This window comes from Roseobacter sp. AzwK-3b (assembly GCF_000170875.1).
Classification (GTDB): domain Bacteria; phylum Pseudomonadota; class Alphaproteobacteria; order Rhodobacterales; family Rhodobacteraceae; genus Roseovarius; species Roseovarius litoreus.
In genome coordinates, this window is record NZ_ABCR01000001.1 from 769,645 (window position 1) to 783,446 (window position 13,802).

11 protein-coding genes are annotated in these 13,802 nt (G+C 62.7%); 7 read left to right on the forward strand and 4 right to left on the reverse strand.

All coding sequences use genetic code 11. From position 1 onward, the window contains the following. Window positions 1–14 precede the first annotated feature (14 nt). Window positions 15–632, reverse strand: a complete 618-nt coding sequence (locus RAZWK3B_RS03525; RefSeq protein WP_007812258.1) for a glutathione S-transferase family protein — start codon at window positions 630–632, stop codon at window positions 15–17. A 17-nt stretch (window positions 633–649) separates the two neighbouring features. Next, on the reverse strand, window positions 650–1,300 hold the full coding sequence (locus RAZWK3B_RS03530; RefSeq protein WP_007812260.1) for a histidine phosphatase family protein: 651 nt from the start codon (window positions 1,298–1,300) through the stop codon (window positions 650–652). 215 nt (window positions 1,301–1,515) lie between these two features. On the opposite strand from RAZWK3B_RS03530, the gene fdhF reads away from it, so the two are divergent. Then, a complete protein-coding gene (gene fdhF / locus RAZWK3B_RS03535; protein ID WP_007812261.1) occupies window positions 1,516–4,299 on the forward strand; it encodes a formate dehydrogenase subunit alpha in 2,784 nt (927 codons plus the stop codon). A 144-nt stretch (window positions 4,300–4,443) separates the two neighbouring features. On the opposite strand, the gene RAZWK3B_RS03540 is transcribed toward fdhF, so the two are convergent. Further along, window positions 4,444–5,145: a response regulator transcription factor gene (locus RAZWK3B_RS03540; RefSeq protein ID WP_007812263.1), complete on the reverse strand. Its 702-nt coding sequence runs from the start codon at window positions 5,143–5,145 to the stop codon at window positions 4,444–4,446. After that, on the reverse strand, window positions 5,142–7,049 hold the full coding sequence (locus RAZWK3B_RS03545; RefSeq protein ID WP_007812264.1) for a hybrid sensor histidine kinase/response regulator: 1,908 nt from the start codon (window positions 7,047–7,049) through the stop codon (window positions 5,142–5,144). The genes RAZWK3B_RS03540 and RAZWK3B_RS03545 overlap by 4 nt, the downstream gene beginning before the upstream one ends. 198 nt (window positions 7,050–7,247) lie before the next feature. Between RAZWK3B_RS03545 and RAZWK3B_RS03550 the strand changes: the two genes are divergently transcribed. The 6 genes from RAZWK3B_RS03550 to RAZWK3B_RS03575 all read left to right on the forward strand — a co-directional run bounded on the left by RAZWK3B_RS03550 (window position 7,248) and on the right by RAZWK3B_RS03575 (window position 13,774). Then, window positions 7,248–9,224, forward strand: coding sequence for an AMP-binding protein (locus RAZWK3B_RS03550; RefSeq protein ID WP_007812266.1), 1,977 nt, complete (start codon window positions 7,248–7,250; stop codon window positions 9,222–9,224). Next, a complete protein-coding gene (locus tag RAZWK3B_RS03555) occupies window positions 9,221–10,042 on the forward strand; it encodes an ABC transporter ATP-binding protein (protein WP_007812267.1) in 822 nt (273 codons plus the stop codon). Before RAZWK3B_RS03550 ends, RAZWK3B_RS03555 begins: the two co-directional genes overlap by 4 nt. Window positions 10,043–10,086: 44 nt before the next feature. After that, on the forward strand, window positions 10,087–11,073 hold the full coding sequence (locus tag RAZWK3B_RS03560; protein ID WP_007812269.1) for a branched-chain amino acid ABC transporter permease: 987 nt from the start codon (window positions 10,087–10,089) through the stop codon (window positions 11,071–11,073). Window positions 11,074–11,075: 2 nt separating this feature from the next. Then, the gene (locus RAZWK3B_RS03565) at window positions 11,076–11,330 is read left to right on the forward strand and encodes a hypothetical protein (protein ID WP_007812271.1); all 255 of its coding nucleotides are present in this window, start codon (window positions 11,076–11,078) and stop codon (window positions 11,328–11,330) included. Beyond that, the gene (locus RAZWK3B_RS03570) at window positions 11,330–12,406 is read left to right on the forward strand and encodes a branched-chain amino acid ABC transporter permease (protein WP_007812273.1); all 1,077 of its coding nucleotides are present in this window, start codon (window positions 11,330–11,332) and stop codon (window positions 12,404–12,406) included. The genes RAZWK3B_RS03565 and RAZWK3B_RS03570 overlap by 1 nt, the downstream gene beginning before the upstream one ends. Window positions 12,407–12,490: 84 nt before the next feature. Beyond that, on the forward strand, window positions 12,491–13,774 hold the full coding sequence (locus RAZWK3B_RS03575) for an ABC transporter substrate-binding protein (protein WP_037295014.1): 1,284 nt from the start codon (window positions 12,491–12,493) through the stop codon (window positions 13,772–13,774). Window positions 13,775–13,802: the final 28 nt, after the last annotated feature.

The window sequence follows — 13,802 nt, forward strand, 5'->3', positions numbered from 1 at the left end:
TGCGCTTCCCTGTCTCAGCGGGTGATGCCCTTGTCGCGCAGGGCGGCGGCGGCGGGGCGCGCGCTCATCATCGCGAAATGCGCCGCCAGTTTGGGATAGTCGGCAATGGCGACCCCATCGCCTTCCAGCCACGTGCAGATCGTGAAGAGATAGGGATCGGCCAGGCTCATCTCATTGCCCAGAACGAAGGGCGAAAGCGGCCAGTTGTCCTCCATGAAGCGGCAGGCGGCGGCCATGGTTTCGGGCACCTTGGCGGTCATGTCGTCGAACGAGGATTGCTGCGTCGCCCACCGGTGGCCACGATGCTTGTGGGCGTGGTTCACATGAACGGTGCTGGCCAGGTAATACATCACGCTGCGCATCTGCGCCGCCTGCCAGGCATCGGCAGGCACCAGCGCGCGGTCGGGCACGCGGCTTGCCACATATTCGAGGATGGCGCCGGTTTCGGTCAGGATGCCCGCATCGGTCACCAGAGCCGGCACACGGGCCTTGGGATTGATCGCCAGATAATCGGGGCTGGTTTGCGCAGAGGATTTGAAATCGACCAGCTGCGGATCATAGGACAGCCCGGTGTCTTCAAGCAGATAGGCGGCAGCGACGGACACGGTGCCGGGGGCATAATAGAACTTCATGATGTCTGGTCTCCTCTTCAGACAAATGTCCGGGCATGGGCCCGGTCGGGCAGATCAAGATGCGGTGTGGCGTTGAACGCGCCCACCATCAGCATGTCATGGACGAATTCCAGCCGATGCACAGAGCTGTTCATGATTTGCAGCATGATCTTGGCCATGCCGCCGTTTTCCAGCCCGAGCGCATGGCGCAGCGCCATGCCGATGACTCCGCCCGAAGTGACCACGAGGGTGCGGCCCGGCGTGTGGCAGATCTCGTCGATGGCGGCGGTGATGCGGTCGGCGAAATCGGTGAAGCGTTCAGGGATATCTTCGAGCCGGTCGCGCGTCCAATGGTCGATCACCTGCGGCAGATGGGTGGCGAATTCGGTGGCGTCACGCGGGGCCGGGATGCCGTGCTGTGCCTCGAGCGCATGGGCCAGAGCGAAATAGCTCAGCTCGTTCAGGCGCGGATCCTGCGTGGTGATGTCATAGCCCATGGCGCGCGCGGTGTCGGCCTGCCGGATCAGCGTGCCGGTCAGCACCCGGTCGAAATGCGGATTGGTCGCGCGCAGATGAGCGCCAAGCCAGCCCGCCTGCGCGCGGCCCAGATCGGACAGCCGGTCATAGCCGGCTTCGTCGGTGGCGTGGCTGTTGGCCTGGCCGTGCCGCACGAGGATGATCTCGGACACTGTTCTGTCGTCCTGCTATTGGCGTATCGGCGGCACGTTAGCGCCGCATGCGGCAGGGTGGAAGGTGGGCGCGCGGATTTATTTCACGCGACATCCTGTTGCCTATCGGAAACCCCGGCGTCGCCAAGGCCGCAAAATTGCGGCGAGGTGTCGGGATTGTGAGACTCCGTTCGCGCGGCGCATGGTTTACCATCTCCTAACCAAGGAGGCGCGCCATGTCCGATACCATCAAGTTCACGCTGAACGGCCGTGAGGTTGAAGCCGAAAAGGGCCAGACCATCTGGGACGTGGCCCATGGCCGTGGCCTTAAGATCCCGCATCTGTGTCACAAGCCCGCGCCGGGCTACAAGCCCGACGGCAATTGCCGGGCCTGCATGGTCGAGGTCGAAGGCGAGCGCACGCTTGTCGCGTCGTGCATCCGCGAAGTGGCCGAGGGCATGGTGGTCAAGACCGACACCGCGCGCGCCGAGACATCGCGCAAGATGGTGATGGAGCTTCTGCTGGCTGATCAGCCCGAACAGGATGTCTCGCACGACAAGTCCTCGCATCTGTGGGATATGGCGCGGCTCAACGGGGTCGAGACCAGCCGCTTTCCCAAGCTGGAAAAAGAGCGCATCCCGCTGCTGGATGACAGCCATGTGGCGATGCGCGTCAATCTGGACGCCTGCATCCAGTGCAACCTGTGTGTGCGCGCCTGCCGCGATGTGCAGGTCAATGACGTGATCGGCATGGCCGGGCGTGGGCATGACGCCTATCCGGTGTTCGATTTCGCCGATCCGATGGGCGAAAGCACCTGTGTGGCCTGCGGGGAATGCGTGCAGGCCTGCCCCACCGGCGCGCTGATGCCTGCCACGGTGCTGGACGACGCGGAGACCGGCGATAGCGCCGATTACGACAGTGAAGTCGCAAGCATCTGCCCGTTCTGTGGCGTCGGCTGTCAGGTCAGCCTGAAGGTCAAGGACAACAAGGTGAAATATGTCGAGGGCCTCAACGGCCCGGCCAATGAGGGGCGGCTGTGTGTCAAGGGGCGGTTCGGGTTCGACTATATCCATCACGATCACCGACTGACCAAGCCGCTGATCCGGCGCGAGGATGCGCCGCCCAAGGGGCTGAACGTGGATCCGGGCAATTGGCGCGCGTTCTTTCGCGAGGCCGAGTGGGACGAGGCGCTGGATGTCGCGGCGGGCGGCATGAAGCGGCTCAAGGACGCGCACGGCGGTGCCGCGGTGGCCGGGTTCGGCAGCGCCAAATGCACCAACGAAGAGGCCTATCTGTTCCAGAAATTCATCCGACAGGGCTTTGGCCATAACAACGTGGATCACTGCACGCGGCTGTGCCATGCCTCGTCGGTGGCGGCGCTGATCGAAAACGTGGGATCGGGGGCGGTCACCGCCACCTTCAACGAGATCGAAAACGCCGATGTGGCGATCGTGATCGGCGCCAACCCGATCGAGAACCATCCGGTCGCGGCGACCTATTTCAAGCAGTTCACCAAGCGTGGTGGCAAGCTGATCGTGATGGACCCGCGCGGCGTGGGCCTGCGCCGGTTTGCGACGCATATGCTGCAGTTCAAGCCGGGGGCGGATGTCTCGATGCTGAACGCGATCATGCATGTGATCGTGGAAGAAGGGCTCTACGACCAGCAATATATCGAGGCCTTCACCGAAAACTGGGAGGCCGAGAAAGCCCATCTGGCGCAATTCCCGCCCGAGAAGATGGAAGTGCTCTGCGGCATTCCCGCCGAGACGCTGCGCGCCGTGGCCCGCGATTTCGCGACGGCCAAGGCGGGGATGATCTTCTGGGGGATGGGGATCAGCCAGCATATCCACGGCACCGACAATTCACGCTGCCTGATCTCGCTGGCGCTGATGTGCGGTCATGTGGGGCGGCCCGGCACCGGGCTGCATCCCTTGCGGGGACAGAACAACGTGCAAGGCGCGTCGGATGCGGGGCTGGTGCCGATGTTCCTGCCCGATTACCAGAGCGTGACCGACGATGGCGTGCGGCGCGCCTTTACCGAGGTCTGGCAGTCGGGGGATTTCTCGAACGAGAAGGGCCTGACGGTGACCGAGATCATGGATGCGGTGCATGACGGCAAGATCCGCGGCATGTATATCCTGGGTGAAAACCCGGCGATGTCGGACCCGGATGTGGAACATGCGCGTGACGCGCTGGCCAAGCTCGATCATCTGGTGGTGCAGGATATCTTCATCACCGAGACGGCGAATTACGCTGACGTGATCCTGCCGGCTTCGGCCTTCTACGAAAAGTCGGGCACGGTGACCAATACCAACCGCCAGGTCCAGATGGGCCGCCCCGCCGTCACACCGCCGGGCGAGGCGCGCGAGGATTGGGCGATCACGGTGGCGCTGGCCAATCGGATGGGGCTTGCGTGGCACTATGACAGCCCGGCCGATGTCTTCGCCGAGATGAAGCAGAACATGCGCTCGCTCAACAACATCACCTGGGAGCGGCTCGAGCGGGAGAACGCGGTGACCTATCCCTGTCACGATCCCGATGGTCCGGGTGAGGCGGTGGTGTTCGGCGACGGCTTCCCGCGCCCCGAAGGCCGGGCGCGCTTCACCCCGGCCAGCGTCATTCCCCCCGACGATCTGCCGGATGCGGAGTATCCGATGATCCTGACCACCGGGCGGCAGCTCGAGCATTGGCATACCGGCTCGATGACACGCCGGGCCACGGTTCTGGATGCGGTGGAGCCCGAGGCCAATTGTTCGCTGCATCCCTCGACCCTGCGCCGCCTCGGCGTGGAGCCGGGCGGCATGGTACGGCTGACCACCAAGCGCGGTTCGGTCGAGGTGATGGCGCGGGCCGACCGTGCCGTGGCGCCCGACATGGTGTTCCTGCCCTTCGCCTATGTCGAGGCGGCGGCCAACATCCTGACCAACCCGGCGCTCGATCCCTATGGCAAGATCCCCGAGTTCAAATTCTCGGCGGTGCGGGTCGAAGCGGTAAACGAGGATGCTGTCGCCGCCGAATGACGGCGCGTGGGGCGTTTGTCGGATGCCTCCGGCGGGGATATTTGAGGCCAGAAGAAACCAGGGGGTCCGCCGCGGCTTCTTCTGGCCGGAAATATCCCGGGGGAGTCGCGGCGAAGACGCGACGGGGGCTGGCCCCCGCCGCCCTCAGCCCCAGGTCACATCGTCCAGAAAAATATAGCCGGCGCCGTAGATCGTCTTGATCAGTCGCGGGTTGCGGGGATCTTCGCGCAGCTTGGTGCGCAGCCGCGAGATGCGCACATCCATCGCGCGGTCGAAGCTGTCGCCGGCGGCGCCGCCAAGTGCCTCTTGCATCGCCTGCCGGGAAATCAGGCGTTTGGGGCGTTCGAGAAACAGGCGCAGCACCTCGCCCTCGGCATGGGAGAAGGGGGTTTCGCGGCCCGCGTCGTCTTCGAGGACGTAGCGATCGAAATGCGCGACCCAGCCATTGAAGCGGGCGGTGTCGCCGGTCTGGGGCGTGGCGGTGTCGCGGCGCAGCCGCGCACGGATCCGGGCCACCACCTCGGCGGGATCGAAGGGTTTGATGATGTAGTCGTCAGCGCCCAGTTCCAGTCCCGTGACCTTGTCCTGCACCTGCGCCCGGCCCGAGATGATGATCACCGTGGCGCCCTGTTCCAGCGCCAGCCTGTGCACCAGGGTCAGCCCGTCGCGATCGGGCAGCGACAGGTCCACGAGGCAGACATCGGGCCGCGCGGTGCGCAGGGCGGCTTCGAATTCGGTGGCGCGCGCGAAGGTCATGGTGCGAAAGCCCGCGTCCTGAAGGGCGTCGGACAGCATCGTGCGGATTGCCGGTTCGTCGTCCAGGATGGTGACAAGGGGCGCGGTCATGGTGTCGGGTCCTGTTTGAGAAAACCGTGGAGCTGCGCCGCGGTGAAGGGTTTGCGCAGCACCGGCGCGCAGGCCAGGGCGGCCCGGTGCAGAGGATCGTCGGGCGGCAGCGATGTCATCAGGTAGGCGGGGCGCTGCGCATCGGGCAGGGCACGCAGCAGATCGAGGCCGGTCTTGTCGCCTTCCAGCGAGATGTCGGACAAAAGCGCCGAGATCTGCGGCACATCGGACAGAAGTTTCAGGGCTTCGTCGGCAGAGGCCGCTTCGATCACCGCATGGCCCGCGTCGCGCAGCATGTCGCGCACGGCGCCGCGCAGGTCCGGGCTGTCCTCGACCAGAAGAATCAGGCCGGGGGCGCTGGTGCTGGCGGCCACGCGCAGCGGCAGGCGCAACGTGACCTGCCCGCCGCTGCCGGTATTGGCCAGCGTCACGCGGCCGCCAGCCAGCTTGGTCATGTCATAGACCATCGAGAGACCCAGTCCCGAGCCTTCGCCGCCCTTGGTGGTGAAGAAGGGATCAAGGGCATGGGCGAGGGCCTGTTCGGTGAAACCGGGGCCCGTGTCGCGGACGATGAATTCCAGCCAAGTGTTCTGCAGGCAATTGGTCTGCAGCTCGATCCGGCCCCGGCTGCCGCAGGCGTCACGGGCATTGAGCACGAGGTTCAGCAGCGAATCCTGCAGCATTCCCGGATCGAGCAGGAAGGCGCCCGCGCCTGCGAGGTTGTTGACGGTGAGGTCGACTGCATCGGGCAGGGTCGAGCGGGCCAGTGTTTCGAGATCGCGAAGGAAGCTGCTCAGATCGGTCGGCACGGGGGCATGTTCGCGGGGACCGGTCATGTCGGCGATCCGGTTCAGCAGGCCACCGCCCCGGCGCGCCGCCGAGAGTGTCGCGGTGATCAACTCATCCGCTTCTGGCCCGAGCTCCATGCGCTGAAGCCGGGACTGCATCCCGAGGATGATCGTCAGCAGGTTGGAGAAATCATGGGCAAGGCCGCTGGTGAGCTGGGCCGCCATTTCGCGGCGGCGGGTCTGTTGCAGGGCGGCGCGGGTCTGGGATTCCTCGGTGATGTCCATCGACAGGATATAGACCCCGCCCTGGGTGTCATCCGGCGTGAACGCCACGCGAATCCGGCGGGAGCTGGGATCGTGGGTGAATTCGAAGACCGAGGCCCGCCCGAGAAACGCCTCGTCCAGCCTTGGGCGGATGGCGGCATAGGCGCTGGGGCCAAGCGCCTCGTCGATCGGCAGGCCGATGATCTCGGAGCGGCTGCCGGGCATCACCGCGCTGAGGCGGCGATTGGAGTAGGTATAGCGGCGGTCCGGGCCGACATGGGCGATATGGGCCGGCATCATTTCGGTGGTCAGCCGGGTGCGGGCCTCGGAGGCGGTCAACTGGCGTTTGGCCTCTTCCAGAGCGGTGATGGTGGCCGAAAGCTTGCGGTTGGCGGCCGAGAGATCCTCGGAATAGCTGAGCAGCTGGTCCGAGAGTTCCTCGGATCGGGTGCGCAGCAGGCGTTCCTGATGCTTGATGCGGGTGATGTCGGTATAGACGGTGACCCAGCCACCCTGCGGCAGCGGGGTGCCCTCGACGCTGATGGTGGTGCCGTTGGCGCGGGTGCGCTCCATGTAATGCGGCTCGAAGGTGCGGGCCTGTTCGACACGGGTGAGCACGAATTCGGCGGTATCTCCGACATTGCCGTAGTCGCCCCGCTCGGCCAGAAAGCGGATCGTGTCGGCAAAGGCGGCGCCGGGTGTCACGAGGCGGTCGGGCAGGTCGAACATTTCCTGCAGGCGTTGGTTGCACACCACCAGCCGCAAATCGGCGTCATAGATCGACAGCGCCTGCTGGATCAGGTTCAGGCCTGCCATTGTCATGGCGTTGGTATCGGTGCGTGTCACTCTCATCGGGCGCCCTTTTGCCAATGGCTAGCACCGGAACCGGCAGGGGCAAAGGTTGTTCGTGCGGTTGTTACAATTCGAAAGGATTGCGAAATGCTCACGAAAAAGTTGACCGCGAGCTTGAAATTCGCACCCTTTGGGATTGGAGGAATCGCCGGGACAAGGCGATCGGTTCGCAAAGCGGACATTCGGGAGGAGAAAAATTTGGCACAGTCGTCACAGGCGGCGGAGGGGCTTGGGTCCGTTCCGGCGCTGCTTCAACGTAACGCCAAACAGTTCGCGGACAGGCCCGCCTATCGCGAAAAGGAGTTCGGCATCTGGCAATGCTGGACCTGGGCGGAGGCCGAGAAAGAGATCGAGGCGCTGGCGCTTGGCCTTTTGAACCTTGGTGTGAACGAGGGTGATTTCGTCGCGATCATCGGGCGCAACCGGCCGCATTTCTATTGGTCGATGGTGGCGGCGCAATCGGTGGGGGCGATCCCTGTGCCACTCTATCAGGACGCGGCGGCCGAAGAGATGGCCTATGTGATGGACCATTGCGGCGCGCGCTTTGCCATCGTTCAGGATCAGGAGCAGGTCGACAAGGTGATCGACGTGCAGGATCGGCTGACCCAGTTCGAGCATATGATCTATGTCGATCCGAGGGGGTTGCGCAAATACGATCATCACAAGCTGCATCAGTTCAGCCATGTGCAGGCGCAGGGCCGCGCGGCGCATGACGAATTCATCACCGATCTGAAGGCCCGGCGCGAGAAGCTGGATTACGACAGTATCTGCGTGATGCTTTATACCAGCGGCACCACCGGCAAGCCCAAGGGCGTGGTGCTGTCCAACCGCAATATCATCGAGGCGTCGCGTTCGTCCGCGGAGTTCGACAAGCTGAGCCGCGACGAAGAGGTGTTGGCCTATCTGCCGATGGCTTGGGTGGGCGATTTCATCTTTTCGATCGGTCAGGCCTATTGGTGCGGGTTCTGCGTCAACTGTCCGGAATCGGCAGAGACCATGCAGACCGACCTGCGCGAGATCGGGCCGACCTATTATTTCGCGCCGCCGCGCGTGTTCGAGACGCAGCTGACCAATGTGATGATCCGGATGGAAGATGCCGGGCGGATCAAGAAATGGCTGTTCGACCGCTTCATGGCGCATGCCCGCAGGGTCGGTCCGGCGATCCTTGACGGCAAGCCGGTCAGCGCATGGGACCGCATGACATATGGCTTGGGCAATGTGCTGATTTATGGGCCGCTCAAGGATACGCTTGGCTTTGGGCGGGTGCGCGTGGGCTATACCGCGGGCGAGGCGATCGGGCCGGAAATCTTCGATTTCTACCGCAGTCTGGGGATCAACCTGAAGCAGCTGTACGGTCAGACCGAAGCCAGCGTGTTCATCACCCTGCAGCCCGATGGAGAGGTGCGCTCGGACACGGTGGGCGTTGCGGCGCCGGGTGTCGAGATTCGCATCGCCGAGAATGGAGAGGTCTATTACCGGGGACCGGGCACGTTCGAGTATTACTACAAGAACGAGGAAAGCACCCGGAGCACCAAGGATCCCGAGGGCTGGGTCGCCACGGGCGATGCCGGGTTTTTCGAGGAAGGCTCGGGGCATCTGCGTATCATCGACCGTGCCAAGGATGTGGGCAAGATGGCCGATGGCAAGATGTTCGCGCCCAAATATGTCGAGAACAAGCTGAAGTTCTTCCCCAACATCCTCGAGGCGGTGGTGTTCGGAAATGGTCGGAAGGAATGCGCGGCCTTCATCAATATCGACCTCAACGCGGTGGGCAACTGGGCCGAGCGCAACAATATCGGTTATGCCTCGTACCAGGAGCTGGCGGGCAATCCCAAGGTGCTGGAGATGATCCAGAGCCATGTCGAAGAGGTCAACCGCAGTCTGGCCGACGATCCGATGCTGGCGCATTGCCAGGTGCATCGGTTCCTTGTGCTGCACAAGGAACTGGATGCCGATGACGGCGAGATGACCCGCACGCGCAAGGTGCGCCGGGGCGTGATCGGCGAGAAGTTCGAGGATCTTCTGGGCGCGCTCTATGACGGCTCCAGCGAGATCTTCACCACGACCGAAGTGACTTATGAGGACGGTCGCAAAGGCTCGATCAGCGCCACGCTGCAGATCCGCGACGCGGCGGTGGTGCCGGTGGGCGACCACAGAAAGGTGGCGGCGGAATGAAGGATATGGACACTCAGGGCTATACCACCGCGGATGGCCGCAAGATCGGTGGCGTGGTGATGGAGATGAAGAACATCACGCTGCGCTTCGGTGGCGTGATGGCGATCAGCAATATCTCGTTCGACATCCATGAAGGCGAGATCCGTGCGATCATCGGCCCCAATGGCGCGGGCAAGTCCAGCATGCTCAACGTGATTTCGGGCTTCTACAACCCGCAGGAAGGCGAGGTGATCTACAAGGGTCAGAAACGCCCCCCGATGAAACCCTATGAGGTGGCCCGTCAGGGCATCGCCCGGACGTTTCAGAACATCGCGCTGTTCGAGGGCATGACCGTTCTGGACAACGTGATGACAGGCCGCATTCGGCAGATGAATGCGGGCTTGCTGGCGCAGGCGATCTGGAAGGGCAAGGCCGAACGCGAAGAGACCGAGAACCGCGAGGCGGTAGAGAAGATCATCGACTTCCTTGAAATCCAGCACATTCGCAAAACGCCTGTTGGCCGTCTGCCCTATGGTCTGAAAAAGCGGGTCGAGCTGGCCCGTGCGCTGGCGGCGGAGCCGTCGATCCTGCTGCTCGACGAGCCGATGGCCGGCATGAACGTCGAGGAAAAGGAAGACATGAGCCGGTTCATTCTGGATGTGAATGACGAGTTCGGCACCACGATCGTTCTGATCGAGCATGACATGGGCGTTGTGATGGACCTGAGCGATCGGGTGGTCGTGATGGATTACGGCAAGAAGATCGGTGACGGCACGCCTGACGAGGTGCGCAACAATCAGGCGGTGATCGACGCCTATCTGGGGGTGGCCCATGACTGAGTTCGCAACAATCGCTGACGTTCGAGCAAAGGGAGGTCCGCGCCATGCCTGAGCAGTTCATCTGGGGACTTGAGGTCTTGTTGAACGGCCTGATGGCCGGGGTTCTTTATGCGCTGGTCGCGCTTGGGTTCGTGTTGATCTACAAGGCCAGCGGCATCTTCAACTTTGCGCAAGGCGTGATGGCGCTGTTCGCGGCGCTCACGCTGGTTGGGATCATGGAAGGGCAGGTGCCGTTCGCGCATCTGATCAACTCGATCTTCGGCACGGAGATCCACCATTTCGGCTGGCATGTGCCGGCGTTCCTCGCGATCCTGCTGACGATGGTGGTGATGGTGGCACTGGCCTGGGCGGTCAACAAGATCGTGTTCAAACATCTGGTCAACCAGGAGCCGATCATCCTTTTCATGGCGACCATCGGCCTTGCCTATTTCCTCGAAGGGTTCGGAGACATCATGTGGGGCAGCGACATCAAGAAGCTTGATGTGGGGCTGCCGCAGGGCATCAATGGCGTCATCGACGAGGCGACCTATCAGGTCTTCGGCTATGGGTTCTTCATCGACAATCTCGATCTGTTCGCTACGGCGATTGCCGCGGCGCTGGTCTTCACGCTGATCGTGTTCGCGCAATACACCAAGCAGGGCCGGGCCATGCGTGCGGTGGCCGATGACCACCAGGCGGCGCTGAGTGTCGGCATCAGTCTCAATTTCATCTGGGTGATGGTCTGGTCGCTGGCCGGGTTCGTGGCGCTGGTGGCGGGGATCATGTGGGGCACCAAGTCAGGTGTGCAGTTCTCGCTGAGCCTGATTGCGCTCAAGGCGCTGCCGGTGCTGATGCTGGGCGGGTTCACCTCAATCCCCGGCGCGATCGTCGGCGGGTTGCTGATCGGCATGGGCGAAAAGCTGTTCGAGTTTGCCATCGGATCGGCCATAGGCGGTGCGACCGAAAACTGGTTCGCCTATGTTCTGGCGCTTCTGTTCCTCGTCTTCAGGCCGCAGGGCCTGTTCGGCGAGAAGATCATCGAGAGGGTGTAGCCATGCACAAAGCGATCGCCATTGCCAATGTCATCGCGTGGTCGGGCTTCTGGGCCTTCGGCTATCTGGCGCTGACCGCTGGCACGAACCAACCGGGCCAGATGGTCACCGCGGCAATCCTTGCGGGACTGGGCGGGGCCGTGGGCCTGCTGGCCTTTCTGTGGCTGGCACGCCATGCCGAAGCCACCGGCTATGCCAAGCCCGCCAACCGCGCGGAAAAGCGCGACGATGATGAAATTCACGGGGAGGTTCTCTAATGTTCTATCGTGAGGCGGGGGATTTCAAAACCTCCTACAAGGACGACAGCCAGACCTTCCCGATCAAGTTCGACAGGATGCGCTATTACCTGGTGCTGATCGCGGCTTTCGCGGTGGTGCCTTTTGTCATCAACGATTATTGGGTCAACGCGGTGTTCCTGCCGTTCCTGATCTATTCAATCGCGGCGATCGGGCTGAACATCCTTGTGGGATATTGCGGTCAGGTCAGTCTGGGCACGGGTGGCTTCATGGCGGTGGGCGCCTATGCCTGCTACAAGCTGATGACCGGCTTTCCCGAAGTCAGCATCCTGATACACATCATTCTTTCAGGGGGCGTCACGGCGGGTGTATGCCTGCTGTTCGGGCTGCCGTCGTTGCGGATCAAGGGCTTTTACCTGGCGGTGGCGACACTGGCGGCGCAGTTCTTTCTGGTCTGGATGTTCAACCGGGTGTCGTGGTTCTACAACTATTCGGCCTCGGGGCAGATCACTGCGCCCGAAACGCAGGTTCTGGGCGTGGCCGTGACGGGTCCGCAGACCGAGCCGTGGGCGGCTTACCTGTTTTGCCTGGTGTTCTGCGTGGCCTGTGCGCTGCTGGCGCGGAACCTGACGCGGGGCATGGCGGGGCGCAAATGGATGGCGATCCGCGACATGGACATCGCCGCCGAGATTATCGGGGTCAATCCGCTGAAAGCCAAGTTGAGCGCCTTTGCCATCTCGGGGTTTTTTGTCGGCATCGCCGGGGCGCTGTTCTTTGCGGTCTATCTTGGCGCGGTCGAGGTGGGCGAAGCCTTTGGCATCCAGAAATCGTTTCTGGTGCTGTTCATGGTGATTATCGGGGGGCTTGGCTCGATCTTCGGAAGCTTTGCCGGGGCGGCGTTTCTGGTGCTGCTGCCGGTTCTGCTGAAGAACACGCTGGTGGGCGGTCTGGGCTGGCCCACCGATCTGGCGGCACATCTGGAGTTCATGATCGTGGGCGGGCTGATCGTGCTTTTCCTGATCGCCGAACCGCATGGCCTTGCGCAGCTCTGGCGCGTGGCCAAGGAAAAACTGAGGCTTTGGCCCTTCCCGCATTAGGGCGGGGCTCGAGGAGGAAAGATCGTGGGCTTCAACCCGCGGCCTGATGTGCATCGGAACAACACCAAGGGAGGACATGAACCGATGAAGATGAAACTTTTTGGCGCAGCCATGGCGGCCGTGATAGCGGCTGGCCCGGCTCTGGCGGATTTGAAAGTCGTCGATACCAGCTATCGGACCGGCCCCTATGCCGCGAACGGCATTCCGTTCTCGGATGGCTACCAGGATTACTTCACCCTGCTGAACGAACGCGATGGCGGTATCGGTGGCGAGATGGTCAATCTCGTCGAGTGCGAAACCGGCTACAACACCGAGAAGGGGGTCGAATGCTATGAGGCCACCAAAGGGGACGACTCGCTGGTTTATCAGCCGCTGTCGACAGGTATCACCTATCAGCTGATCCCCAAGGCCACGGCTGACGGTATCCCGCTTCATACGATGGGATATGGTCGGACCTCGGCCAAGAACGGCAAGGTGTTCGAATGGGTGTTCAACTATCCTGCGAACTACTGGGACGGCGCCAGCCACGCTGTCACCCATATCCTGAACGAGAATAACGGGGATATCAGCGGCAAGACCATCGCGTTGGTCTATCACAACTCGGCCTATGGCAAGGAGCCGATCCGCACGCTGGAGGAGCTGAGCAAGAAGCATGGCTTCAACCTGACCCTTCTGCCGGTGGACCACCCCGGTCAGGAGCAGAAATCCCAGTGGCTGCAGATCCGCCGCGAACAGCCTGACAACGTGATCATGTGGGGCTGGGGCGTTATGAACCAGGTGGCGATCCAGGAAGCGGTGAACATCCGCTATCCGATGGAGAATTTCATCGGGATCTGGTGGTCCGGTTCGGAAAACGACGTGAAAGCGGCGGGCGATCGGGCCAATGGCTACAAGGCGTTGACCTTCCACAACCTCGGCTCGGACTATCCGATCTACGCAGACATCCAGAAATACGTGGTGGATGCGGGCAAGGCCGCGGGTGCGGGCGATCAGGTCGGCACGGTGCTCTATAACCGGGGCATGTATGCCGCGATGCTGGCCGCCGAGGCGATCAAGACCGCACAGGAAATCCATGGCACATCCGCGATCACCCCCGCGATGATGCGCGACGGCATGGAGAACCTGTCGATCACCGAAGAGAAGATGGCCGCGCTTGGCCTGCCGAACTTCGGTCCGGAATTCGACGTGAGCTGCGAAAACCACGGCGGTAATGGCTTTGGTGCCGTGTCGCAGTGGAACGCGGACGCCGGCGAATTCGTGCTGATCACCGACTACTACCAGTCCGATCAGGAGGTCATCCAGGCGCTTGTCGCCGAGGATTCGCAGGCCTTCGCCGCCGAGAACAGCATCGAGATGCGCTGCCAGTAAGGCGGGCGCGACATGACACCGGGCGCGG